The sequence below is a fragment of the Streptomyces sp. MCA2 genome (genome assembly GCF_023544705.1).
Classification (GTDB): domain Bacteria; phylum Actinomycetota; class Actinomycetes; order Streptomycetales; family Streptomycetaceae; genus Streptomyces; species Streptomyces decoyicus.
On sequence record NZ_JAMJFM010000001.1, the window covers coordinates 379,847 to 403,421 of the forward strand.

Annotated in this window: 21 protein-coding genes; 12 read left to right on the plus strand and 9 right to left on the minus strand. The window is 72.7% G+C overall.

The genetic code is table 11. The features are described 5' to 3' along the window. Positions 1-9: 9 nt before the first annotated feature. Both M8I34_RS01765 and mptB read left to right on the plus strand, forming a co-directional pair. A complete protein-coding gene (locus M8I34_RS01765; RefSeq protein WP_250047506.1) occupies positions 10-1,515 on the plus strand; it encodes an alpha/beta hydrolase in 1,506 nt (501 codons plus the stop codon). Positions 1,516-1,644: 129 nt separating this feature from the next. Then, on the plus strand, positions 1,645-3,102 hold the full coding sequence (mptB, locus tag M8I34_RS01770; RefSeq protein WP_250047507.1) for a polyprenol phosphomannose-dependent alpha 1,6 mannosyltransferase MptB: 1,458 nt from the start codon (positions 1,645-1,647) through the stop codon (positions 3,100-3,102). Here the strand turns inward: mptB and M8I34_RS01775 are convergent. Further along, a complete protein-coding gene (locus tag M8I34_RS01775) occupies positions 3,035-4,096 on the minus strand; it encodes a lysylphosphatidylglycerol synthase transmembrane domain-containing protein (RefSeq protein WP_250047508.1) in 1,062 nt (353 codons plus the stop codon). The genes mptB and M8I34_RS01775 overlap by 68 nt on opposite strands. Positions 4,097-4,107: 11 nt before the next feature. Further along, positions 4,108-4,947, minus strand: a complete 840-nt coding sequence (locus tag M8I34_RS01780; RefSeq protein WP_250047509.1) for a PIG-L deacetylase family protein — start codon at positions 4,945-4,947, stop codon at positions 4,108-4,110. A gap of 59 nt (positions 4,948-5,006) precedes the next feature. On the opposite strand from M8I34_RS01780, the gene M8I34_RS01785 reads away from it, so the two are divergent. From M8I34_RS01785 to M8I34_RS01795, 3 genes are all read left to right on the plus strand, one after another. Beyond that, a complete protein-coding gene (locus tag M8I34_RS01785) occupies positions 5,007-6,125 on the plus strand; it encodes a glycosyltransferase family 4 protein (RefSeq protein ID WP_250047510.1) in 1,119 nt (372 codons plus the stop codon). A gap of 69 nt (positions 6,126-6,194) precedes the next feature. Further along, positions 6,195-6,932: a trans-aconitate 2-methyltransferase gene (locus M8I34_RS01790; RefSeq protein WP_250047511.1), complete on the plus strand. Its 738-nt coding sequence runs from the start codon at positions 6,195-6,197 to the stop codon at positions 6,930-6,932. Further along, positions 6,929-8,257 (plus strand): glycosyltransferase 87 family protein, encoded by a 1,329-nt coding sequence (locus M8I34_RS01795; RefSeq protein WP_250047512.1) that lies wholly within the window; start codon positions 6,929-6,931, stop codon positions 8,255-8,257. Before M8I34_RS01790 ends, M8I34_RS01795 begins: the two co-directional genes overlap by 4 nt. Here M8I34_RS01795 and M8I34_RS01800 read toward each other — a convergent pair. After that, positions 8,215-8,484 (minus strand): hypothetical protein, encoded by a 270-nt coding sequence (locus M8I34_RS01800; RefSeq protein WP_250047513.1) that lies wholly within the window; start codon positions 8,482-8,484, stop codon positions 8,215-8,217. The two genes, M8I34_RS01795 and M8I34_RS01800, sit on opposite strands and share 43 nt — an antisense overlap. A 240-nt stretch (positions 8,485-8,724) precedes the next feature. Between M8I34_RS01800 and M8I34_RS01805 the strand changes: the two genes are divergently transcribed. Further along, on the plus strand, positions 8,725-9,249 hold the full coding sequence (locus M8I34_RS01805; RefSeq protein ID WP_250047514.1) for a DUF5994 family protein: 525 nt from the start codon (positions 8,725-8,727) through the stop codon (positions 9,247-9,249). A 201-nt stretch (positions 9,250-9,450) separates the two neighbouring features. Here the strand turns inward: M8I34_RS01805 and M8I34_RS01810 are convergent, their stop codons facing one another. Beyond that, on the minus strand, positions 9,451-11,004 hold the full coding sequence (locus M8I34_RS01810) for a serine/threonine-protein kinase (RefSeq protein WP_250047515.1): 1,554 nt from the start codon (positions 11,002-11,004) through the stop codon (positions 9,451-9,453). Between the two features lie 359 nt (positions 11,005-11,363). Between M8I34_RS01810 and M8I34_RS01815 the strand changes: the two genes are divergently transcribed. The 3 genes from M8I34_RS01815 (at position 11,364) to M8I34_RS01825 (ending at position 15,214) form a co-directional block, all read left to right on the plus strand. Beyond that, entirely contained in the window at positions 11,364-12,950 is a 1,587-nt protein-coding gene (locus M8I34_RS01815; protein WP_250047516.1) for a protein kinase, read from the plus strand. A gap of 119 nt (positions 12,951-13,069) precedes the next feature. Continuing rightward, positions 13,070-13,852: an ABC transporter ATP-binding protein gene (locus M8I34_RS01820; protein ID WP_250047517.1), complete on the plus strand. Its 783-nt coding sequence runs from the start codon at positions 13,070-13,072 to the stop codon at positions 13,850-13,852. A 6-nt stretch (positions 13,853-13,858) separates the two neighbouring features. Beyond that, positions 13,859-15,214, plus strand: coding sequence for an ABC transporter permease (locus M8I34_RS01825; RefSeq protein ID WP_250047518.1), 1,356 nt, complete (start codon positions 13,859-13,861; stop codon positions 15,212-15,214). 55 nt (positions 15,215-15,269) lie between these two features. Here the strand turns inward: M8I34_RS01825 and M8I34_RS01830 are convergent, their stop codons facing one another. From M8I34_RS01830 to M8I34_RS01845, 4 genes are all read right to left on the minus strand, one after another. Further along, positions 15,270-16,226, minus strand: a complete 957-nt coding sequence (locus M8I34_RS01830; protein WP_250047519.1) for a hypothetical protein — start codon at positions 16,224-16,226, stop codon at positions 15,270-15,272. Positions 16,227-16,460: 234 nt separating this feature from the next. Continuing rightward, positions 16,461-16,805, minus strand: a complete 345-nt coding sequence (locus M8I34_RS01835; RefSeq protein WP_250047544.1) for a hypothetical protein — start codon at positions 16,803-16,805, stop codon at positions 16,461-16,463. Positions 16,806-17,184: 379 nt separating this feature from the next. Beyond that, positions 17,185-18,378: a hypothetical protein gene (locus tag M8I34_RS01840; protein WP_250047545.1), complete on the minus strand. Its 1,194-nt coding sequence runs from the start codon at positions 18,376-18,378 to the stop codon at positions 17,185-17,187. 604 nt (positions 18,379-18,982) lie between these two features. After that, complete coding sequence (locus M8I34_RS01845; RefSeq protein ID WP_250047520.1) at positions 18,983-19,387, minus strand: MerR family transcriptional regulator; 405 nt, start codon at positions 19,385-19,387, stop codon at positions 18,983-18,985. 398 nt (positions 19,388-19,785) lie between these two features. On the opposite strand from M8I34_RS01845, the gene M8I34_RS01850 reads away from it, so the two are divergent. Next, a complete protein-coding gene (locus M8I34_RS01850; protein WP_250047521.1) occupies positions 19,786-21,285 on the plus strand; it encodes a SulP family inorganic anion transporter in 1,500 nt (499 codons plus the stop codon). Positions 21,286-21,397: 112 nt separating this feature from the next. On the opposite strand, the gene M8I34_RS01855 is transcribed toward M8I34_RS01850, so the two are convergent. After that, positions 21,398-22,018, minus strand: a complete 621-nt coding sequence (locus tag M8I34_RS01855) for a hypothetical protein (protein WP_250047522.1) — start codon at positions 22,016-22,018, stop codon at positions 21,398-21,400. Between the two features lie 417 nt (positions 22,019-22,435). Here M8I34_RS01855 and M8I34_RS01860 point away from each other — a divergent pair, with 417 nt between their 5' ends. Beyond that, positions 22,436-23,164: a DUF6232 family protein gene (locus M8I34_RS01860; protein WP_250047523.1), complete on the plus strand. Its 729-nt coding sequence runs from the start codon at positions 22,436-22,438 to the stop codon at positions 23,162-23,164. Beyond that, the gene (locus M8I34_RS01865) at positions 23,164-23,526 is read left to right on the plus strand and encodes a hypothetical protein (protein WP_250047524.1); all 363 of its coding nucleotides are present in this window, start codon (positions 23,164-23,166) and stop codon (positions 23,524-23,526) included. The genes M8I34_RS01860 and M8I34_RS01865 overlap by 1 nt, the downstream gene beginning before the upstream one ends. Positions 23,527-23,575 lie beyond the last annotated feature (49 nt).

Here is a 23,575-nt window from a genome sequence, read left to right on the forward strand (position 1 = left end):
CCTTGCAGCATGACGACTTACGCCCGCCGCACCCTTCTGCTGACCCTGTCCGCCGCAGCCGTCGCCGGCACCCTGGCCGCGGTCTCCCCGGCGGCCCCTGCCCAGGCCTCCGGCACCACAGGACCCGCCCTCACCTGGGGCGCGTGCGCCGAGCCCGCCCTTGCCCGGCAGGAGTGCGCCGAGCTGCCCGTACCGGTCGACTACCGCGATCCGGACGGGCCGCAGCTCAGACTCGCCGTGTCCCGGGTGCGCAGCGAGCGGCCCGGGGCGCGGCGGGGGACGCTGCTGCTGATCCCCGGAGGGCCGGGGGGAGCCGGGGTGCCCTGGCTGGGGGCGAAGGGCGCGGCGCTGGGCAAGGAGATGGCCGGCGCGTACGACCTCGTCAGCTTCGATCCGCGGGGGACGGGCGGCAGCACGAAGGCGAACTGTGGACTCGCCCCGGCCGACCGGCATCTGGTGACCCTGCGGCCGTGGCCGGGGCCGGACGGCGGCATCACGGAGAACGTCGCCCGGTCCCGGCGGATCGCCGCGGCATGCGGCCGTCAGGGCGGTGCCGTGCTGCGCAGCCTGTCCACCGCGAACGAGGTGCGCGACATCGAGCGCCTGCGCCGGGCCCTGGGCGAGGCGAAGCTGTCGGCCTGGGCCAGCTCGTACGGGACGTATGTCGGGGCGGTGTATGCGCAGAAGTACCCGCAGCACACCGACCGCTGGGTGCTGGACAGCAATGGTGACCCCGACCCGTCGCGGGTGGAGCGGGGCTGGCTGGCCAATACGGCGGCGGGCGCGGACGAGCGGTTCCCCGACTTCGCGGCCTGGGCGGCGGACCCGGCCAGGGAGGACGAGGGGCTGCGGCTGGCCGAACGCCCCCAGGACGTCCGGCCGTCGGTCCTCCGGCTGGCGGCGAAGCTGGACCGCGTACCGAAGGAGTCCGGCACGAAGGGCGTCCCGCTGACCGGCAACCTGCTGCGCCAGGCGCTCCAGAACGCGCTGTTCAGCGACGGGTTCTTCGCTCAGTTCGCCCGGCTCGTCCGGCAGGCCCAGGACCCGCACGCCCGGCCGGTGCTGCCCGGCGCCCTCGCCGGGCCCCTGCCGGACGAGGACGCGGCGGCCTTGATGGCGCCGCTCTGCAACGACGTGCGCTGGCCGGCGTCGGTCGCCGCGTACCGGCGCGCGGCGGCCGCCGACCGCGCCCGGCATCCGCTCACGGCAGGGATGCCGGCGAACGTCGTGCCCTGCGCCTTCTGGAAGGACGCGCCGGCGCAGAAGCCCACGCGGATCACCGCCGACGGACCGTCCAACATCCTGATGATCCAGAACCGCCGGGACCCCGGCACCCCGTACTTCGGCGCCCTGAAGATGCGTCAGGCCCTGGGCGGCCGGGCCCGTATGGTCACCTTGGAGCACGGCGGCCACGGCGCCTACCTGGGCAACGGCAACGCCTGCGGTGACCGCACCGTCACCGCCTTCCTGACGACGGGCCGGCGCCCGCAGCAGGACACGTACTGCGCCGACTGAGCCGGCCGCGTGGCGGCTGTGGGGCCGGCCTTCCCCGTGCGCCCGGCGCCGGGGACGGCCTTAGCGCGGACGGGCGACATCTCCGCTCGTGTGCGTCCCGCGGCCCCGGCCCGCGTCTAGGTTGGCCGGATGAGCGCGGCAGGGATCACCGTCCGGGGAGAGGTGCTCCTGGGCACGCTGGGCTCCGTGCTGCTGGGCGCGGGCGGGTGGGGATCCGGTGCGCTGCCGGGGGGAGTTCCGGACGGGTTGTGGGGGCGGCACGGCACGCCGCTCATGTGCGTGGGCGTCGCCCTGTCGTACGCCGGGCTGGTGCTGCTGATCACCGCGTGGTGGCGGCTGGGCACGCGCGTCGCGGACGGGACGGCCGCCGGGTGGCGCGAGTGGAACACGGCGCTGTGGTGCTGGGCGCTGCCGCTGGTGCCGGGCCCGTTGCTGGGCAGCAGCGACGCCTACAGCTACCTCGCCCAGGGCGCGCTGGCGGGCCGCGGGCGCGATGTGTACGTGCTGGGTCCGGCGGCGTTGGGCGGCCCGCTCGCGGCCAATGTCCCCGGGATGTGGCACGACACCCCGGCCCCGTACGGACCGCTGTCCGTCGCCGCGGCGCGGGCCGTGGTGGCGGTCACCGGCGAGCACCATGTGGTGGCCGCGACCGTGGGGCTGCGGCTGGTGGCGCTGGGCGGTCTGGGCCTCATGGTGTGGGCCCTGCGCCGGCTGGCCGCCGCGTCGGGATCCGGCGCGGCCGGGGCGCTGTGGGCCGGGGCGCTCAACCCCTTGGTGCTGCTGCATCTGGTGGGCGGGGCGCACAACGAGGCGCTGATGCTCGGGCTGATGACGGCCGGGCTGCTGGCGTTCCGCCGGGGGCGCTGGGCCGTGGGGACCGTCGTACTGACCGCCGCGGTGCTCGTGAAGGCGCCGGCCGGGGTGGCCCTGCTGTGCGCGGCGGCGGTGGCCGTGGCGGGGCGGGCCGGGGCCTGGCCGCGGGTGCGGCAGGCGGCGGGGATCGCCGGGGTGGCCGTCGCCGCGCTGGTGGCGGGGGTGGCCGTGTGCGGCCAGGGGTGGGGGTGGCTGTGGACCCTTCGTACGCCCGCCGAAGTGCGCACCCTGCTGTCCCTGAGCACGGACGCGGGCCGGCTGCTGGGGTGGCTCGCCGAGGGGCTGGGGTGGGGCACGGCGGCCGGGGCGATGACGGCCGCGCGGCTGGCCGGGCTGCTGGTGGGGCTGGCCGCGGTGGGCTACTGGGTGCGGTGCGCCCCGGAGGCCGGCGCCGAGCGGGCGACGGGGCTGGCGCTGCTGGTGCTGGTGGCCTCCGCGCCGGTGGTGCAGCCGTGGTACGTGCTGTGGGCGGTGGTGCCGTTGGCGGCGGTGTCCTGGCGACGGCTGGGGCGGGGCGGCGCCAAGGCGGCGATGGTGGGGCTGACGCTGGTGGTGATGCCGTCGGGGCACGGTCCCACCTGGGCGAGCGGGATCGCCGCCGCCGTCGGGGGAGCGGTGGCGTGGGCGGCGGTGGCGCGGTGGGCGCCTAAGGAGCGGCCGGTGCGGGAGCGGGGCGCCGTCGTCCCGCGCGCAGCAGCCAAAGCGCCCCGGTGAGCGCGCCCAGCGGAATCTCCAGCAGATGCGTGAAGGTGGCGAACAGCAGCATCGCCGAGGCCACGGCCGTGGGGGCGCCGCCGAGGGCGACCAGCGCGACGGCGGCGGCACACTCGGTGACGCCGATCCCGCCGGGGGTGACGGCGATCTGGGTCAGCAGCCGGCTGGCCGCGAACACCGCCAGCGCGTCCGCCGTTCCCGTACGGGAGCCCGTCGCATGCAGACAGGCCAGGAACAGCGCGCCCTGTGCCCCGAGGGTGGCGGACATGCCGCACACCAGCCGCGCCCAGGAGCGGCGGACGATGTCCCGGCTCTCGTCGCGCAGCCGTGCCGCCGACTGCCGGGCGCGCCGGACGATCCGCCCCGGTGCTCCGGCCGGCGCGGTCCGCCGGTGGGTCCCGGGCGTCCGGCGGCGGTGGCGGACGGCAGGCCACGCGGCCGCCAGCGTCACGGGCAGGACGAGGACCACGCCGCCCGCGGCCGCCGCCCAGCCGATGCCCGGAACGGGGCTCCCGGCCAGCAGCAGTGCGCCCACCGCCGACAGGACCAGCCGTGCGGCCACATTGCACACTCCGGTGAGCGCGACGCACACGGCCACGGCGCGCGGCGGATGCCCCCAGCCACGCGCCATGGCATAGGTGACGGCGACCCCCGCACCGCCGCCGAGCGGCAGCAGATTGCTGACGGCGCTGCCGGTGCAGTTCATCCACAGTGCCTGACGCAACGTCAGTCCGGGCAGTGCGGCGCTGAGTACGTAGGTGTAGCTCCACAGTGCGGCGCCTGCCAGGCCGCACATCAGCGCCACCTGCGGGCCGCTGATGTGCCCGAGGTGGGACCGGACGGCGGCCCAGTCCGTTCCCGCCGCCCTCGGCACGGCCAGGGCCAGCAGGACGAGGCCGGCGGCGGAGGAGAGCAGGCCCAGCAGGCGCAGTGCGGACCTCGGCAGCCGCACGGGGGACTTCGGCAGCCGCAGAGGGGGCTTCGGCAGACGCACGGCGGGCCGGGTCATCGGCTCGGTGCCGTGGCCCGGGCGTCCGGGAGGGTGGCCAGTGGATCGCGGTGGAGGGTTCCGGCCGGGAGCCCGCGCTGGATGTACCACTCGGTCCCCATCACCTGGCGGAAGGCCGGTCCGGGCAGCCGGCCCAGCGCGGCCAGGGTGCGTTCGGAGTCGCCGCCCCGGGCCTGACTGAGGTGCGCGGCCAGGCTGGCGCGCTTGGCCCGCCAGTGCCGTTTGACCGGCACCCGGTGGGTGATCTCGGAGCGTGCGCCGTACGCCGTCCGGAAGGAGTCCCGGTCGAACTGCGGCGGGAAGCGGTGGACCCAGGAGGCCGCGCGCAGTCCGCGCAGCAGGAGCGTCCGGTCGACGGTGGCCTCCAGCACCACCGGGGTGCCCGCCATGCGGGCGGCGCGGTAGCCGACACGGTGGACCTGTACGTGGTCGGGGTGCCCGTAGCCGCCCGCCGGGTCGTAGACGGTGAGCAGGTCGGCGCGCTCCTCGGTGAGCAGGTCGGCCAGTCGGCCGGCCGCCTCCTCGACGTCCGCCGCGGCGAACGGCCGGGTGCCGCCGCGGGCCGCGGCCGGGCCGGGCGCGTGCCCGGAATCGGCGTAGCCGAGGAAGGCGACCCGGGCGCAGCCCAGGATCCGGGCGGAGGCGTGCGCCTCCTCGCGGCGCACCGTGCCGAGGCCGCGGCCTTGCAGGTCCCGCGGCGCCAGGCCGCGTTCGCCCGCCGTGGCCAGCACCAGCACCACGCGGTGTCCCGCACCGGCCAGACGCGCCATGGTGCCGGCGGTCAGCAGCGCCTCGTCGTCCGGATGTGCGTGGAAGAACAAGCATGTATGTCTCACGAACCATGCTTTACCACCCCATACTGGGGAACTTCACGCCCCATTTCGGAAGTGCAGCCATGATCCTTCACATTTCAGACTGCTTTGCGCCGCGGACGGGAGGTATCGAAATCCAGGTCGCCGCCCTGGCCGCCGCGCAGCACCGGGCGGGCCAGGCCGCCGAGGTCGCCACCGCGACGCCCGCCGGACCGGGGCCCGAGGTGGCCTCGTGGCCGTACCCCGTGCACAGGATCAGCGCGCGACTGCCCGGACAGCTCCCCGTTCACCCCAGAGCGGGACACGCCCTCGACCGGCTGTTGACGACCCGTCACCCCCGGGTGGTGCATGTGCATCTGGGCGCGGCCTCCCCGTTCGCCTGGGCCGCGCTGGCCTGCGCCCGGCGCCGGGGCATCCCCGCCGTGGCCACCGTCCACAGCATGTGGGATCCGGTGGTGCGGGCCCTGTACCGGCTGCTGAGCCGGACCGGACGCGGCCCCACCGCTCCGGTGGCCGTCACGACCGTGAGCAGGCCCGCCGCCCGCCTCGTCCGGCAGGCCCTTCCGGACGTCACCCCCCGGGTCATTCCCAATGGCATCGACGCCGCGTGGTGGCGCAGCCCCGGCGCGGTGCCCGAGCGCCAGGACGGGCGGGTGCATGTCGTCGCCGTCGGCCGGCTCGTCCCGCGCAAGGAGCCGATGGAGCTGCTGGCCGCGCTGCACTCCGCCCATGCGCGGATGTCCCGCCGGGGCACCGCGCTGCGCGCCACGTTCGCCGGCGCCGGACCCAGTGCGGGGCCGATACAGCGCTATCTGCGCCGCAACGGGATGGACAGCTGGATCCGCCTCGCCGGCCGTCTCCAGCCCGGTGAGGTGCGGGAGCTGCTGGCCGGAGCGGATCTGTTCGTCAACCCCTGCCGCCGGGAGTCCTTCGGGATCGCGGCCCTGGAGGCGCGCACCAGCGGACTGCCGGTCCTCGCCCGTGCGCACACCGGCGTCGCCGACTTCGTACGGCACAACCGCGAGGGGGCGTTGTGCGGCCACTCGGCCTTCGCCCTGGCCGACGAGGTGCTCTGGCTGGCCCGTACGCCGGGGGCCCGGAGCGCCCTGGCCGCACACAACTGGGAGACCGAGCCGGTGCACTGCACCTGGCCCGTGGTCACCGAAGCGTTCGCCCACGCCTACGACGACGTCACCCGCTGACGCACCGTCACCCCGCATCCGCCGGCGGCCTCCCGGGACAGTGGCCACCGCAACGGCCGGAAGGTTTTCATGCACCGGGTCCTCGACCGCGCTCACCGCATCCTCTTCGCCTCGCTCTCCTTCCTCGGCCTCCGCGGACAGGGGCGGGTCCTGCACTGGTACTTCGACTGGTGGCACCGGCGGCCGGACCCGTGGGGGCTGGCCGTGGACGACTACGAGCAGTCCAAGTACGCGACGACCCTGCGCCAGCTCCCGCGGCGCCGCTACCGGCGGATCCTGGACGTCGGGTGCAGCGAGGGCACCTTCACCCACCGCCTCGCGGCGGCCTTTCCGCACGCCGAGGTCACCGGCGTGGACATCTCGGAACGCGCGCTCGCCCGGGCCCGCACGCCGGAGACCGGCCGCACTCCGGTGCCCGGCCGCCCCCTGGTGCCCGGCCGCATCCCGGCCCCCCGGTTCGCGCGGCTGAACATCCTCACCGCACCACCGGAGGACCGGTTCGACCTCGTCTTCTGCGCCGAGCTGCTGTACTACCTGGGCCGGCACCGCCACCTGCGGCGGGCCTGCGCCCATCTGACCCGGGCGGTGGCGCCCGGCGGTCTGCTGGTCCTGGTGCACCCCTGGCCGGAGTCCCGCAGGTTCTGTGCGTACTTCGAGGCCGTCGCGGGGTTCCGCCGCGTGGCCGAGCACGTGGAACCGGACTCCGGCCGCCCCTTCGCCGTCAGCGTCTACGAGGCCCCGGCCGCGGACGGCAGTGAGGAGCTGCGGAACGCGGGTCCCGGTCCGGCCCCGGGCCGGGAAGCATGAGCCCCACGGTGCGCTTCCCGGCCGGCGGTCCATCGTCCGGCGGTGCACCGGAGACCACCCGGCCCGGCCGACGGCGTATCGAGGCGGTCCGCCGCACGACGGCCCGCCGCCCGGGCACGGTGCTGCTGCTCGCCGCCGCGGTGATGCTGCTGCTGGTGTGGCTACCGGCCTGTCTGCACGTGGGCATGGTGGATCTGCGGGTCTACCGGACCGCGGCCCCGCACCTGCTCAGCGGCGATCTGTACGCCTTCCGTCTGCGGCTGCCCGGCCCCGACCTGTTTCCGCTGCCGTTCACCTATCCGCCCTTCGCCGCGCTGCTCTTCCTCCCGCTGTCGTGGGTGGTGTGGCCGCTGGTGAGCGCGGTGTGGACCGCGGCCTCGGTCCTGGCGCTGTGCGTCCTGGTCCACTGCTGTCTGCGGATGGCCGGCCCCACCGTGCCGGCGGCGCGGCACCGCCGGCGCGTACTGCTGTGGAGCGCCGCCCTTTTGTGGACCGAACCGGTCGCCGTCACGCTCGCGCTCGGGCAGATCAATCTGCTGCTGGCGGCGTGCGTGGCGTTCGCGGTCGAGCGGCGCTCGGCGGCCGCGGTGGGGCTCGGCACCGGCCTCGCCGCGGGGGTGAAGCTGGTCCCGGCCGTCACCGGCCTCTACTTCCTGGTGCACCGGCGCTGGTCGGCGCTGTGGTGGTCGGGCGCGGTGTTCGCCGCCACCGTCGCGGCCGGGTGGTGGGCGGCGCCCCGGCCCGCCGCCGACTTCTGGCTGCACGCGGTCGGCGAGGCCGCACGGGTCGGTCCGGTCGGCTCGGTGCTCAACCAGTCGGTGCGCGGGGCGCTGTCCCGCACGCTCGGCCACGACGTCGGCTGGTCCGCCCCGTGGTGGGCCTGCGCCGTCCCGGCAGCGCTGCTGGCGCTGACCGCCGTGGTGCGCACGGCCCGCCGCACCGATCGCCTCGGCGCTCTGCTCGCCGTCCAGCTGCTGGGCCTTCTGATCAGTCCGATCTCGTGGTGCCATCACTGGATCTGGTCCGTCGCGGCCGTCCTGTGGCTGGCCCACGCCCCGCACCGGACCCGAATCCACACCGCGGCCCTGACCGCCTGGGGCCTCGCCCTCGCCGGCTATCTCATCCACTGGCTGGCGCTGGCCCAGGCGGACATCTGGGAGTTCGGCCGCCCCTGGTACCTCGCCGCGCTCGGCTGGAGCTATCCCGTCTGCGCGGTGCTCACGCTCATCGCGCTGCTGCTGCCCGCCGCGGGGCAGGGAACGGACCGGCCGCGGACCTCCTGTCAGCCACGCTCCTCCTCGGCCTCCATCAGCCGGATGCCCTGATGGGTCAGCGTGACCATGGCGGGGGTGTTGCCCGCCACCCAGTCGACCGTGATCAGGCCCTCGCCCGCCAGGTAGGTGCAGGCGGCCGCCAGATCCTGGGCATCGATCCCGAGGTCGTCATGCAGCTTCGCACCGGTGACGCCCAGCAGGCGGTTGCCCTCGGTCGCCTCGTACAAGGTCTTCATGACGTGGTCGCGGTACGTCTTGCGCTCGCGCAGTGTTGCCATGACTGCCGCCCTCTCGTGCTCGTGGGGGCAAACTTCACCCTACTCCGCCCGAGGTCCCCGAGCTCTGGCGTGACCAGCGATTTTCCCCGTCCACGCGCCCGTGGCCGGTGCTGCTCCGCGGGCCCGTGCGCCCGCCCGCGGAGTACCGTGAAGCCAGCGAGGCGTTGCACGTCGGCGGCCGCGCCGGCGTCGTCGCGGGCAAGCAGCGGACGTACCGAACCGCGGACGGGCGAGCACACCATGGCCGACTCCGACACCCCCGACCTCCCCAGGCTTCTGCCGGAAGCGGTCCATGAGGTGAGACCCGGTACGGCGCTCGTGAGGCTGGAGACGACGCGGTCCCGCGAGGGCGTCCTGGACGGTGCGTGGTGGCCGCGTTCCCGCGACATCGGCGCCGAGCTGCCCGGCCTGATCACGGCGCTGACCGAGCATCTGGGCCCCGTCGCACGCGTCGGCCTGGACGCGAGTGCCTGGGAAGAGCTCCCGACCCGTCTGGTCATCGAGGACCGGATCGTGCACATCGACTCCTTCCCGGTCGGCGACGACACGATCCTCATCACCCGCGGCGACCAGGACCACTTCTCGCTGCTGGTGGTCCCGCCCACCGCAACGGCCGAGGCGGCACACGCCGCCATGACCAGGGCCGTGCAGGCCGACAACGTCGCTCAGGCCGGACAGATCCTCATCGACACCGGCAGCGGTCCGCCGGGCCCGAGCCCCGCGGAGGGCCCGCGCACCGGCAGGGAACCCAGCGGTTCGACCTGACGGCCCGGGTCGTCGGGTACGGGTGCGGGTGCGGGAGACCTAGGGCGTGTCGTTCGGATCATGGTGGGCTCGCGGGGTCTGGTGCGCGCATCTGCGGCGTTGTCGTCACTCCCCGACGCTCCGCGTCGACTCCCTCCTCCGCCTTGCAGCTGCACGCACCAGACCCCGCTCCCTGATCCACCCTGATCCAAACGAAACGCCCTAGGCGCCGAGGCGGATTCCCTTGACGGCGGTGTCGAAGACCGGCCGGTAGGTGTTCCACTGCGCGTCCGGCGCGGAAAGGTAGATCACGTACTGGGTGCCGTCGTCGCCGCTGAACGCCAGCTCCACCGCCCGGTACTTCCGCTTCTTGCCGTCGAAGGTGAACTCCCAGTACCCCGCGGGCCGTCCGCGGAAGGTCGTGGGGTCCATCCGCACCCGCTCATAGCCCGGGTTGTCCCGGCGCGTCTGGGCCTCTTCGGTCTCCCGCCAGTGCCGGAGCGGATCGGACCCCGCGAATCCGACGATGTTGATCCGCAGGCCCACCAGCTCGGACGGGTCCACGTAGGCGACCTCACCGCCGGGCGGGTCCTCGCGCGTCCAGCCGTTCCGGACGGGGAGGGAGAAGCCGTCGCCCTCCTTCTGGAGGTGGTAGCCGGCCGGGAGCGGGGGAAGCGGGGAAGGGCTGTCGTGCGCGGGGCGGCCGGCCGGGGCGGTGTCCGAGGGGCCCTTGTCCGTCGCCTCGGCGCCGCCCCAGGGCCACAGCAGCGCGCCGCCGGTCACGGAGGCGGCGGCCGCCACTGCCGAGGCGCACCACAGCACCGCGCGGCGCCTGCGGTTGCCCGTGCGCGCGGGCGCTTCGCTGACGACGGTGCGCTGCGGCTGCGTGGCCGGGTCGTCGAGCGCGGTCCGTGTTCCGGAGGTGTCGCCCAGGAGGTGCCGCCCGGCAGTCGTTGCTCCGGCGGCCCGGCCCAGGAGGCGTTCGGCCTCGTGGGCGTCCATGCGCTGCCCGGGTTCCTTCCGGAGCAGACTCTCGATCACCGGGGCCAGCTCGCCGGCGTTGCGCGGGGCCTCGTACTCCTCGGTGGCGATGGCGTACGCCGTCTCGATCGCGGTGTCCCGGCCGAACGGGGGCCGGCCCTCGACCGCCTGGTACAACGTCGCCCCGAGGGACCACAGGTCGCTGGCGGGGCCGGGCTCGGCGATGTTGCTGCGGAGGCGTTCGGGCGCCAGGTACTGGATGGACCCGACCAGCTCGCCGGTCCTGGTCAGTGAGGGCGTACCGGACTGCACGGCGATCCCGAAGTCGGTGAGGACGATGCGTCCGTCGTTGCCGAGCAGCACATTGCCGGGCTTGACGTCCCGGTGCAGCACCCCGGCGTCGTGCGCGGCGCGCAGCGCGCCGGCCATGCCGCAGCCGATCCGGGCCGCTTCCTCCGGCGCCAGCGCGCCCTGCCGCTTGAGGACGTCGCCCAGGGTGTCCGAGGGGATGTACTCCATGACGATGCACGGCAGGCCCTCGTCGTCGACGACGTCGTGCACCACGATCACGTGCGGATGGGTGATCCGGGCGGCGCTGCGGGCCTCGCGGCGGGTGCGCTCGTAGAGCGTGTGGACCTCGTCGTCGTTCAGGTGCGGCGGAACGAACAGCTTCTTCACGGCGACATGGCGGCCGAGCAGCTCGTCCTCGGCCCGCCAGACCGTGCCCATGCCGCCGCGGCCCACCCGTTCCACGAGCCGGTACCGGTCGGCTATCAGCCGCCCCAGATCGGACACCGCGTGATCGCCTCCCTCTCCCGGCCGTACAGCTTGCGGGAGCACGATAGCCCGTGCCGACGAGCACTCGGAGGGGGGTGTTCCGCTTCGATCCGGCACGGTGGCGGCCGGGTGCCGGGCGGACTCCGGGGCAGGCGGGGCAACTGCCCCCGCGGCGCACCCCCTTCGCCGGGCCGCCGCACCTGTGGGCACGGCCCTACGGCCTCACGTACGGCCTTACCTACGGCCTTACCTACGGCCTCACCCACGCCGATGACCCCGCCCCGCACCCGCGGAGGAACCCGCTCGTACTCCAGTACGTCTTCCCGCGTACGTGTTGGCGTGTGGACGGTCCCTGGAGGAACCCGGTGGAGCACAGGATGTTGGGGCAGCGGTACGAGCTGGTGGAGCAGCTCGGGCACGGCGGGATGGGAAAGGTCTACCGGGCCGTGGACCACCGGTTGCGCCGTACCGTCGCCGTGAAGACCCTCTCCGCCGAGCTGGCGCTGGAGCCCGAGTTCCTCACCCGGTTCCAGCGCGAGGCGCACGCCGCCGCCGCCCTCAACCACCCGGGTGTGGCCACCGTGCATGACGTGGGGGAGGACGCCGGTGGCGGCGTCGCCGAGCCCTATCTGGTCATGGAGTACGTGGAAGGCAGAACCCTCAGCCACGTCCTCAAGGACGGCGTGCTGCCGGTGGCCCAGGCGGTCGACCTCACGGGCCAGGTGCTGGAGGCCCTGGAGCACAGCCACCGGCACGCCATCGTGCACCGGGACATCAAACCCGCGAATGTGATGCTCACCGGTACGGGCCGGGTCAAGGTCGTCGACTTCGGCATCGCCAAGGCGCTGAGCGAGGTGGCCACCCGGCTGACCGGCACGGGCGTGGCCGTCGGCACCCCCGCCTATCTGGCCCCGGAGCAGATCAACGGCGGCGGGACCGATCACCGTACGGACCTGTACGCCGTGGGCTGTCTGCTCTACGAGCTGCTGACGGGCCGCCCCCCGTACACCGGCGACTCCCCGTTCTCCGTCATGCACCAGCATCTGGCCGCGGAACCGGTGCCTCCCTCCCGGCTCCGCCCGGAGCTGCCGCCCGCCATGGACGCGCTGATCGCCAGGGCGCTGCACAAGGACCGGGAGGGCCGCTTCGCGAGTGCGTCCACGATGCACCAGGCGCTCGGCGAAGCCTCCCGGCCCCTCACCCCGGCTCCGCCCGTCCGCACCCCCACCACACTCGACCCGGCGGCACTCGACCGGGCCGTGCTCGACCCGGCCGTCAGGGAACCCGCCCCGGCCGCCGTCGCCTCCCCCGCGCCCTCCGGGAGCGGGCCGGAGGCGACACGGCCCGCCCGCCGGAGACCGGCCCGGGTGGTCTTCCGGCCGACGGCCGAAGGCGCGGTCGCCCTCCTCGGCTGCTTCCTCTCCCTGGTGATATCCCGGACCGACATGATCGAGGTCGGCCAGTTCAACCGGGTCGCGCTGCTCGCCGCCGTCGCCGGTGCGGTGTTCCTGCTGTGGTCGGCACGGCTCGCCTGCGCGGTGGCCTGGGGCCCGGTGGCGGAGGCGGTGGCCACCTGGTCCGAGCTCGCCCGCGGAAGCGTCGGCTGGGAGACCCACTACGTCATCATCGCCCTGGTCCTGGGCATCGTCGCCGCACTGTGCCTGGCCGCCGGATACAAGGACGAAGGCACGGGCGGATTCGCCCTCGTGGCGTTCTGGTTCACCGCCCTGACATCCGTCTGGTTCTTCCTCGACGACCTCCGCAAGATCGCCGTCTTCTACGTCCTCCTCCTGGGCGTCCCCCTCGCCCTCGGCGCCCAGATCCTCAAGTCCCGCATCCGACCGGCCGCTTCGGACCATCCCGCTGCCCCGCACAGCGCCCCCGCCATCCCGGCGCCGTCGGAGAACCTCCCCACCGGCCGGCGACGCGCACGGCGGGCGGCAGACCAACACGCCCGCCGGTAACGGGAGATGATGCCGAGGAACGGCTCCGGCACCCGCCGCGTCCCGCCCGCCGGGCCCGACATCGCGGTCCATCGCCACATTCCCCTGAAATCCCCCTACGCCAGGGATTGGATGGGGACATGAAGACGACATCGCCACCCACCACCGACCACCACCGGCCCGTCATCGGCGAACGCCTGGCCGTCCACTTACGCTCCTTAGGCAAGGTGCACGGCAAGGGGGCGGGCGCGGTCACCGCGCTTCAGGACGTGGACCACGGCTTCCCCGCCGGCACCTTCACCGCTGTCATGGGCCCTTCCGGCTCGGGCAAGTCGACGCTGATGCACTGCGCGGCCGGGCTGGAGCGCCCCACCGCGGGCTCCGTCGAGCTCGGGGGCCGTGATCTGAGCAAGCTCTCCGACCGGCAGCTGACGCTGCTGCGACGGGACCATGTCGGCTTCGTCTTCCAGGACTTCCATCTCGTTCCCGCGCTGAACGTCACCGCCAACGTGGAGCTCCCGCTGCGCCTGGCCGGCCGCCGTCCCGATGCGCAATGGCTGGGCGACCTGCTGACGCGCGTGGGTCTGCACGACCGCCGCCGGCACCGGCCCGTCGAGCTCTCGGGCGGTCAGCAGCAGCGCCTCGCCCTGGCCCGTGCGCTGATCACCCGGCCCGAGGTGGTCTTCGCCGACGAGCCGACGGGCGCCCTGGACCGGGCCGCCGGGCGCGAGGTGCTCGCGCTGCTGCGCGGTGCCGTCGACGACCTGGGCGCCACCGTCGTCATGGTGACCCACGACCCCCAGGCGGCGGCGTGGGCCGACGAGGTGCTCCTCCTCGCCGACGGGCGGCTGAGGGAGCGGCTGGCCGGGCCCGACACGACGGCCGACACGATCGCGGCCCGCCTCGCTGCTCCGGGAGCGTGAACCGCCGTGCTCGCTCTCGTCCTTGCCTCCGTCCGCACCCGCCTGTGGCAGTACGCGGGCGTCCTTCTCGTCTCGTTCATGAGCGCGGGCCTGCTGACCCTGCTGGCATCCGTCCTCGACAGCGTCCATCGCGCCGACCCGGGCCACGGCGCCGAGCGGGCCGCTCAGTCCCTGCTCGGCCTGGTCGGCGGGACGTCCGGCTTTGCCGCCATGCTGCTCGTCGCCAACACCCTGGTCCTCGTGCCGCAGCAGCGGCGGGTGGAAATCGGCACGCTGCGGGTCGTCGGGGCGACCGCGTCGCAGATCAGGGCCCACATCGTGGGTGAGGCCGCGGTGGTGGCCCTGCTGGGCGGGACGGCGGGCGGCGCGGTCGGCAGCGTGGCGCTCGGCCCTGCCCTGCGGTGGCTCATCGGCAACGGCGTCCTGCCGGCCGGGCCGCAAGCCGCCTTCTCGCCCCTCGGCTTCGCCGTCGGCGTCCTGTCCACGGTGGTGATCGCCGTACCGGCCGCACTGGCCGCGGTGCGCGGACCGCTGCGGACGTCCCCGATCGAGGCCGTGCGCGACGCGGCGGTGGAGCGTCGCACGCTGCCTGTCGGGCGCGTGCTCGCGGCACTGGCCACCCTGGCCCTGGCCTGGGCCGCATGGGACCGCTACGGCCGCAAGAGCGGTGCGCACGAGGCGGTCAACGGAGCGATGGCGCTGTGCCTGACCCTGCTGATCGCGGCGTGGCTGCTGCTCCCGCTCGTGGTGCGCCCGGTGGCGCTCCTCAGCGCGCTGCCGGGGCGGCTGTTGTCCCGCTGTACGGGACGCCTGGCGGCGGCGAACAGCGCGGCGGCGGGACGGCGGGTGGCCGCGATGGCCGGACCGGTGCTGTTGGCGGCGGGGCTCAGCACCATGCTGCTGTGCGGCAATGCCGTCTCGCAGGCCGTGGACACCACCCAGACGGCACTTCAGCAGCACAACAACGCGGTGGGCATGCGCATCCTCATGACCCCGCTGCTCGTCTACACGGCCCTGGGTATTCTCAACACCCTCCTCCTGGCCACCCGGCAGCGCCGCAAGGAGTTCGCGGCCCTGCGGCTGGCCGGCGGCACCAAGGCTCAACTGCTGCGCATGCTGGGGTGGGAGTCGGTCGTCGTGGTGCTGAGCGGACTGCTGATGGCGGGGCTGGTGATCACGGCCTTCCTCGCCGGGCTGTCGGTCCGGATCGCGCCGTATCTGACAGCGCCCGCCCCACTGCCCTGGGGAACACTGGCCCAGGTGGCGGCAGGATGTGCCGGTTTGGGAGTGCTGGGGGTACTGGTCCCCGGCGTGCTGGTGCTGCGCGTACGCCCGGTACGCGCCATCCGGTCGGCGGAATAGCGGAACAGCGGCCGGTGCTCCCGCGCCCGCCGGTGCTCCCGCGCCCGCCGGAGCCTCAGTTGACGCAGACGAGTCCCAGCAGGCACACATGCGCCGGAGAGGTGGGATCTTCGGTGGGATCGGCCGACGGGGTGGTCGGCGCGGTCGAGGTGCTCGGTGCGGGACGCGCCGGCGAGGTACCTGGGTCGGAGCCTCGGGCGGAACCGGGGGCGGTCGACGCCGAGGGTGCCGCGACACCGGTGTGGTCGACCGGTGCCTTCTTGGTCGAGGCGGGCGTGGCGGTGTGCGGTGCCGCGCTCGGGGAGGCTGCGGGGTGTGCCGGGGCGGCGGAGTGCGCCTGCCGGGGTGTGGCGGCAGAGGGCGGTGCGGCGGGGGTGGTGTGCTGCTGCCGGGCGGCCGCGTTGTGCGGGTGCGTATCCGGGTGCTGCGAGGCCGTGGTGTCCGGCTGCTCCGACGCCGAGGCGGCGGACTCCGTCCGGGGCGAGCCCACGCTCCCCGGCTCCGGCGACGAGGCCGCCTGCGCATGGCCTGGGGACGGCTTGTTCTGGAGCAGCGAGGCGGTCAGGCCACCGCCGACCAGGGCAAAGGCCGTCGCGGCCACGGCCCGGCGCCGGTGCTTCTTCCACCGTGCCAGCTGCCGACGCCGAGCCGCCCGGCCCTGCCCGGTAGCCGCGGCGCCTCCGGAGCCATCGGCCCCACCGGCGTCCGCCGACACGTCCTGCGCGGCGGGTGCCTCGTTGCCGAAGAGGTCCTTGCCGCCGAAGGGGTCCTTCTCGGACGCACCGCTGCTGAACGGCGCGGCATCGAACGGCTGGGTGCCCGGATGCGGAGCGCCCTCATGGGGGCCGAGGCCGGCGGCTTCCTCCGCACGCCATGCCTCCCACGTCGCGGCAGCGGTCGGCGCGCGGTGGTGGCGGTGGGTGGGCGGGGCTATGTCCGGGGCGTAATCCCCGCATCCCGGGCACACGAGTGCCCCGTTGAGACTCCGGCGGCACGACGAGCAGTAGTCCATCTTCGATCTTTCTGTGCTGACTGCGCCGCCAAGGACGCCGGCGACCTGAAATGAGTTCGCACGCGGGATCGAGCGGGCAGTAACGCTAACGGTACCCGCCGCTCCCAAAACGAAGATGGTGTGACGCTTCGGTGCAGATTCCTTGCCGTTGCCTTTCACCGCTCCGGACATGTGACGACGAATCCCGGGATGAGGGGCCGGGTGTGCTGACGACAGCGCTCACTCGGAATTCGGTCAGAGGCGACGTATCCACGCAGCGATCCCATGACCGAGCAGAAGGTAAATCACGGCGGCCAAGCCATAATTGAGGAAAACCCGCATGCCTTCGAGGTCCATGGTGAAGATGTCCTGGGACCAGCCGGCGAGCCAGTCGGCCGTGCCGTGCACAAAGCCGACGAAGACATTCCCCTGGTTCGCGTCGAGCAGGTACAGCAGGATCCACAGGCCCAGAAAGCCCGCGGCGATGTCCGCGATCGTGTGGATGACCAAGGCCGTCCGGTCCGCTCCGGCGCCGTCCCGGCTGCGCCTGCGGGTGTCCTGAGGGGGGTCATAGGGGCGGTAGGGGTCGTTCAGGGGCATGGGTTCCTGGGGGCTGTTCATGCCCCCTTACTTGCCTCGCGCGAGTACCCAAAACCACTTTCAAACCTTCGATTCCATATCGGTTTCGGGGTTCGCCCACACGCTTTGATCTTCATCGAGAACGCCGATGTCCGAATTCCACACGGGCTCCACACGGATTCCATACGGGGTCGCACGGATTCCCTCCCGGGCCGCACTGAACGCCAAATGCCGCAAGCCGGAGCCGGCCAGAATTCCGACACCACTCCGCCCGCCAAGCGCCCTCCACCGGCCGTCGTCAGCGAGCCACGAGTGGGCGGCCGGGTCGGGGTGGGCCCCGGAGGTTGAGCCCCCTCCCGGCTCCCGTCTCCCGGCTCCCGTGCCCCGACTCCCGGTGCCGTCAGCCCCGCCCGGTGAACTGCTGCCCCACCCCGAGTCCGCGCAGATTGGCGAGGACCTGCGGGTCCTGGACGTCGAGCCAGTCGCACAACTGCCGGAAGGAGACCATCCGGACGTCCTTGTGCTTCTCGTCGGCGATGTGCTTGATCGCCTCCTCGACGGCATCCATGTAGATACCGCCGTTCCACTGCTCGAAGTGGTTGCCGACGAAGAAGGGGGCCCGGTTCGTCTCGTACGCCCGCTGGAACCCGGCGATGTAGGCGTCGGTGGCCTGCTTGCGCCAGCCCGGGTAGTTGGCCGGCGGGCCCTTGGTGGAGTTCTTCGACTGATTGAACATCAGGTTGAAGTCCATCGAGAGGGTCTCGGAGTGGCCGGGGAACGGTATCGACTGGAGCGGGAAGTCCCAGAGGCCCTGCTTCTTGGTGGGCCAGACCTGGAGACCGCCGGGGGAGCTGGCGTCGTAGCGCCAGCCGCGCTTCCTGGCCGTCGGCAGCAGGTTCTGCTGGCCCTTCAGGCACGGCGTACGGCCGCCGACGAGTTCCTTGCTGTAGTCGAAGGGAAGCGGTTCGAGGTCGGTGAAGCCGGTGTTCGTACGCCACTTGGTCACGAAGTCCATGGCCTGCTCGATCTCGGAGTCCCACTGGGCGGGGGTCCAGTGCTCGACCGTGCCGGTGCCGTCGCAGAAGTGGCCGTTGAAGTGGGTGCCTATCTCGTGGCCCTCCAGCCAGGCCGCGCGCAGGTTCTTCAGCGTCTCCTTGATGTGGTCATCGGTGAGATAGCCGATGGCGGACGCGCCGACGGGATTGTTCGGCGGCCGGTACAGGCGCTTCTTCGACTCGGGCAGCAGATACAGCCCGGAAAGGAAGAAGGTCATCGAGGCGTTGTGGTCGCGGGCGATTTTGCGGAACCGCGGGAAGAGGCCGTTGCCCACCTCGCCCGCGCCGTCCCAGGAGAAGACGACGAACTGCGGCGGCTTCTGACCCGGCTTCAGCTTCTCCGGTGCGGGCGGCTGGTTCGGCTGCTTTCCGGTGTAGGCGGTCGAACCGTCCCCGATCGGCTTGCTTTTCGCCGTCTTTCCCTTGGTCCCGACCTTGCCGGAGGCCGACGACCCGGAGCCTGAGCAGCCGGCGACGGAGAGCGCGGCAGCTGCTCCTACCCCGAGTCCAAATATGCCCCGACGGCTGAATTTACGCATCACGGTACCCATCGCATTCGTTCGAAGTTCTGGCATGTGGGGCGTCCGGAGAATCAGGAAGCCCAGAGAGGCGGGGAGGCGGATACCGAGGTTCCGCTGCGACCGCGAGAAGGAGAATGCTCAACGGAGGGTGGCGGGCGATTCATTCTCCGAAGCCATGGGAAAGGCCCCGGGCGCCCGGACTCCGCAGCGAACTACGCGATGGTTAAGTCCGAAAAGGGGAACACAGCCGTTCGTGCTGCCCCGCAGCCCCACCGCCGCGCCGGGGGACTGTCAACCTTGGTGATGCGCACGTGATCCATCGTCATGTTCTGCATGTCATGCTCCCCCGTTCAACAGGCGGGGCGGAAAGCTGACGGCCTCGGCGGCCCTCACCCAACGCCCTTGGACACACATGACTCTCACGGAGATCGCTAGCGCACCGGTAACGCCTCACTAACAACGACTGCCATGCCGGCCCTGCACGGTGGACGCGGACGAACAGCACGGCGGACGGCGGGAACTCGTGGGCGGGTTTCCCCGGCGCCTGCGGACGCCTCTCCCGGGAGCAGGGGTGCCGTCGGACAGTTAGGACAGCCAGGACGGTTAGTTGACCGGAGCCGGCCTACCGGGCGCGAGCGCCGCCGAGGCGCTCGCGCAGCGTGCCGGCGAATTCTTCCGCCCGTGCGAGCTGGGTGTGCAGGTCCGCCACCCGCTGTTGCGCCGCCTTCGCAAAGCCGCGCACCCGCTCCAGCAGCGCCTCCCGCTCGTCGGCGGGCAGGTCCTCGGCGGCGTCGAGGCGGTCGGTGGCATCCAGCAGATCGCGCATCTCGTCGAGGGCGAAGCCCAGGGGCTTCATGCGGCGGATGACCATGAGGCGGGCGACGTCGGCCTCCGTGTAGAGACGGAATCCGCCCTGGGAGCGGGCGGAGGGGATCACCAGCCCCGTCTCCTCGTAGTGACGGATGGTGCGCAGTGACAGTTCGGTGCGCGTGGCGACCTCGCCGATCTGCATGTGCTCGCCGTTCACCGGGCGCCTTCCCGTCCGTCGCCGAGGCCACAGGTGAGCAGCCCCGATCTCTACCCTAACGTTAGGGTAGAGTAAGGGCCGAGGGGGCTGTCCGAGCTGCTCAGCACCCGGTGGCGCGACAGTGTGGCGCGCCCGCGCCGTGTCGGGGCCGATGGCGCCCCCGGCGGAGTCCGACAGCCGGCAGGAGAGCGTGCGCATGCCCATGATGCCCGGCGCCGCCGCCTGCCCGCCGTGATCCTTCGCCCCTGAACCAGCACCGCTCTGCTTCACCGGCAGCAGCTGCACCGACTTCCGGTCCGCCGACCGCGGGCCCCGTGGGCGGCCGCCTCGGCCCTTCACGCCTTCCGCACGCCCTTGAGGACGCCGGGTGTGCCCGAGCACGACGGGGTTTTCCTCTCTTGTCTTCTTCCGTACCGTCACCCGTCGCGCGGCTGCGCGGCTCCCGTCCCCCGTGGCTGTCCCCGAAGGTCTTCCGCACCGAGGTACTCGCCGGCCTGGTCGTCGGCCTGGCGCTGATCCCCGAGGCGATCTCCTTCTCCGTCATCGCCGGGGTCGCCCCCGAGGTGGGGTTGTTCGCGGCCTGCACCATGGCCATGGTGATCGCCTTCGTCGGCGGCCGACCCGCGATGATCTCGGCCTCCACCGGTGCCGTGGCGCTGGTCGTCGCCCCCGTCGCCCGCGAGCACGGCCTGGGGTACCTGATCGCGACCGTCATCCTGGCGGGGGTGTTCCAGATCGCTCTCGGAGCTCTGGGGGTGGCCAAACTGATGAGGTTCGTGCCGCGTTCGGTGATGGTCGGCTTCGTCAACGCCCTGGGCATCCTGCTGTTCTCGGCCCAGATCCCCAACCTGCTCGATGTGCCGTGGCCGGTGTACCCGTTGACCGCCGCGGGCCTGGCGCTCATGGTGTTCTTCCCCCGGCTCACCAAGGCCGTGCCCGCGCCACTGGTCTCCATCGTCATCCTCACGGTCATCACCGTCGCGGCAGGCATCGCCGTCCCCACCGTCGGCGACAAGGGCAAGCTGCCCTCCTCCCTGCCCGTGCCCGGCCTGCCGGATGTCCCGTTCAGCCTCCACACCCTGACCGTCATCGCCCCCTATGCGCTGGCGATGGCCCTGGTCGGACTGATGGAGTCGCTGATGACCGCCAAGCTGGTCGACGAGATGACCGACACCCGCTCCAACAAGACCCGCGAGTCCATCGGTCAGGGCATCGCCAACATCGTCACCGGCTTCTTCGGCGGTATGGGCGGCTGCGCGATGATCGGCCAGACGATGATCAACGTCAAGAACGGGGCCCGCACCCGGCTGTCCACCTTCCTCGCCGGGTTCTTCCTGCTCATCCTGTGCATCGTCCTCGGCCCGATCGTCTCCAGGATCCCCATGGCCGCACTGGTCGCCGTGATGGTCCTGGTCTCGGTCGGCACCTTCGACTGGCACTCGATCAAGCCCGCCACCCTCAAGCGGCTGCCGATCGGCGAGACCACCGTCATGGTGATCACCGTCGCCGTCGTCGTCGCCACCGGCAACCTCTCCATCGGCGTGGTCGTCGGCTCGCTCACCGCCATGGTCATCTTCGCCCGCCGCGTCGCGCACCTCGCCCAGGTCACTGCGGTCCTCGACCCCGACGGCACCCAGGTCGTCTACTCCGTGACCGGCGAACTCTTCTTCGCCTCTTCCAACGACCTGGTCACGCAGTTCCATTACGCCGCCGACCCGGACCGGGTCGTCATCGACCTGACCGCGGCTCACGTCTGGGACGCCTCGTCGGTAGCCGCCCTCGACGCCGTCGAGAACAAGTACAAGCAGCGCGGCAAGTCCGTCGAGATCGTCGGCCTGAACGAGCCCAGCGCCCGCATCCACAGGACGCTCAGCGGTGAACTCACCGGCAGCAACTGACCAGTTGGGTCACGGCCGCTCGCGACGCCAGGCCGGGGAGAGGCCCCCGGGCGCGCGGGGTGCGGGGTACCGGGGGCCTGGCGCGGGCGCGGGGCGCGTGGCGCGGAGGGACTTACGGGTGGTACTTCTCCTCGACGGTCTCGCCGGCGCCGGACTTGGGGTTCATGGTGACGCGGACGGTCACGCTGCCGCTCTTCGCCGCCTTCTCCAACTGCTCCACGGTGCACTTCGAGGTGCCGTAGCCGTCACCGCCGAGGGACACACTGCCTTCGTCGTCGGAGCAGATCGCGGCCGCGCCGAGGACCGTCGTGGCCTTGGCGACGAAGAACGCCTGGTCCGTGCCGCCGCCCTGGGGCTTGACGATCAGCTTGCCGGGCGCGAGGTACTCCAGCGTGCCGACGATCGTGCGGTGGTTGCCCGCGTGGGCGACGCCGCCCCCGCCGGGGGCGGCCTTGCCGCCGGTCCTGGCGGCGGACGACGCCTTGGCGGACGTGCCGCCGTCCTGGCCCTGCGAGCCGGAGTTTTCCGAGGAGGAGCCGCTCGTGGACTGGGCCGAGGCCGAGGCCTGCGAGTCGGACGCGGCCGAGGACCCCGAGGAACCCGCGGCGCCCGCCGCCCCGGAGCCCTCCCCGCAGGCCGTGGCCCCCAGGCCCAACGCCGCCGCGGCGACGATGGCGGTGGCGATGCGGCGGCCGGCGCGGCCGCGGAATCGGCTGGTGGTGGCGGTGCTCATCGGATCTCCCCTTGCTCTGTTCTCTGGTCTTTCTCGCCCTGCTCCTGAACGATCATCAGCTTCCATGATCGAGTTGGCGTTCTGCTAATGGACGGCTAATGCGGTGCGGCTGCGCACCGCAGCGTGCTCGCCGCCGCCGGGATCACCGTCGTGAGCAGGCCTGAAACGCTGCCTGTCGCGAATCGTCCGATCGTCCGACGGTGCCCCGTCACGCCCCTTGTGACCGGAGTTGACCGTGCCGGCGGGCATGGATGCGACATGGCTGAGGGCGAGGCCGAGGACGATCGCGTGACGCCATGTCACGGACTATCAACGCCCTGCTGTGGTAACACTTTTCCTGAGTGAAGCGCGTGCGTCAGTGAGACGCGACGAGGTGGACGGTCTTCACTCGGCAAGGTTGACCAAGGGGGACTTCGCATGACGTCAGCAGACCCGTCGGGACAGGCGTGGAAATCGCCTGCCGACGACTTACCCACACCCGAGGACTCGTCACCGCAGGCCGTCCCGCCACCGGCCATCCCGCCACCGGCGGCCCCACCGCCACCGGCCGCCCCACCGCCCACGGCCGACCCCTATCCCGATGTGCCACCGGCAGCCTCGGCACAGCCGGTCGTCGAGGTCAGCCTGCGGGTCAGCAGACGGCTGCTCTGGGTCGGTGACGCCTATTACCCGCTCCAGAACATCGCCCGGGTGCACACGCTCACCATCCACCCCCGGCGCAAGGACGCCGTCCTCCTCTTTGCGAAGCGGCTGCTGATCATCGGGGCGGTGACGACACTCCTCGGCCTGCTCGCCGGCCTGATCGACTCGTCCAGCAGCGGCGGCTCCACCGGCCTCACCGCTCTCGTCGTGATCGTCGCGCTCGCGGCCCTGGTCTACTGCCTCGTGGAGATGCTGAAGGTACTCGGCGCGCCGTCGCACTACGTCCTGGCCGTCGAGACGTCCGGCCCCTCCACTGCCGTGGTGACCAGCCCCGACCGGGGCCATCTGCGGCGGCTCGCCCAGCAGATCGCCGACGCGATCGAGAACCCGAAGGCGGAGTTCGAGGTGCGGGTGGACACCCTCACGATCAGCCCCAAGCACTATTACTTCGGAGACAACGTCAACATGTACGGCGGCACCGGCAACGTAGGGATGGCGGGCTGATGAGCGGCGGAGACCAGCACTACTACTTCGGCGGCGGCGACCACGTCACCCTGCACGGCGGCTCGGGCAACGTCGGCATCGACAAGCGGGTCACTCCGGCCCAGGAGCTGCCCCCGGACGTCCAAGAGGCCCTCCGCGCGCTCCTCGTCCTGGCCCAGGGGCTGCGCGCCCAGGTCCCGCCGGCGAGCGCCGACGCCCTCGACGTCGCGCTGCCGGCACTCCGGGCCGAGTCGGACGTCCCACCGCCGGAGTGGCACCGCGCCCTGCTCGCCGTCGCGGGCATCGCCGCGACCGTCGGCACGCTCGGCACCCCCATCGTCCAGGCCGTCAACCACATCCTCGAACTCATGGGCGCGAAGTGAGCCCCCGGGGACAGGACCCGCCCGACGCGAACGCACCGACACCGCACGC

What these genes read in the sequence shown, in the direction of transcription:
- M8I34_RS01765 (WP_250047506.1), top strand. Translation starts at nt 10, where the DNA reads ATGACGACTTACGCCCGCCGCACCCTTCTGCTGACCCTGTCCGCCGCA.
- mptB (WP_250047507.1), top strand. Translation starts at nt 1,645, where the DNA reads ATGAGCGCGGCAGGGATCACCGTCCGGGGAGAGGTGCTCCTGGGCACG.
- M8I34_RS01785 (WP_250047510.1), top strand. Translation starts at nt 5,007, where the DNA reads ATGATCCTTCACATTTCAGACTGCTTTGCGCCGCGGACGGGAGGTATC.
- M8I34_RS01790 (WP_250047511.1), top strand. Translation starts at nt 6,195, where the DNA reads ATGCACCGGGTCCTCGACCGCGCTCACCGCATCCTCTTCGCCTCGCTC.
- M8I34_RS01795 (WP_250047512.1), top strand. Translation starts at nt 6,929, where the DNA reads ATGAGCCCCACGGTGCGCTTCCCGGCCGGCGGTCCATCGTCCGGCGGT.
- M8I34_RS01800 (WP_250047513.1), bottom strand. Translation starts at nt 8,484, where the DNA reads ATGGCAACACTGCGCGAGCGCAAGACGTACCGCGACCACGTCATGAAG.
- M8I34_RS01805 (WP_250047514.1), top strand. Translation starts at nt 8,725, where the DNA reads ATGGCCGACTCCGACACCCCCGACCTCCCCAGGCTTCTGCCGGAAGCG.
- M8I34_RS01815 (WP_250047516.1), top strand. Translation starts at nt 11,364, where the DNA reads ATGTTGGGGCAGCGGTACGAGCTGGTGGAGCAGCTCGGGCACGGCGGG.
- M8I34_RS01820 (WP_250047517.1), top strand. Translation starts at nt 13,070, where the DNA reads ATGAAGACGACATCGCCACCCACCACCGACCACCACCGGCCCGTCATC.
- M8I34_RS01830 (WP_250047519.1), bottom strand. Translation starts at nt 16,226, where the DNA reads ATGGACTACTGCTCGTCGTGCCGCCGGAGTCTCAACGGGGCACTCGTG.
- M8I34_RS01835 (WP_250047544.1), bottom strand. Translation starts at nt 16,805, where the DNA reads ATGCCCCTGAACGACCCCTACCGCCCCTATGACCCCCCTCAGGACACC.
- M8I34_RS01840 (WP_250047545.1), bottom strand. Translation starts at nt 18,378, where the DNA reads ATGCGTAAATTCAGCCGTCGGGGCATATTTGGACTCGGGGTAGGAGCA.
- M8I34_RS01855 (WP_250047522.1), bottom strand. Translation starts at nt 22,018, where the DNA reads ATGAGCACCGCCACCACCAGCCGATTCCGCGGCCGCGCCGGCCGCCGC.
- M8I34_RS01860 (WP_250047523.1), top strand. Translation starts at nt 22,436, where the DNA reads ATGACGTCAGCAGACCCGTCGGGACAGGCGTGGAAATCGCCTGCCGAC.
- M8I34_RS01865 (WP_250047524.1), top strand. Translation starts at nt 23,164, where the DNA reads ATGAGCGGCGGAGACCAGCACTACTACTTCGGCGGCGGCGACCACGTC.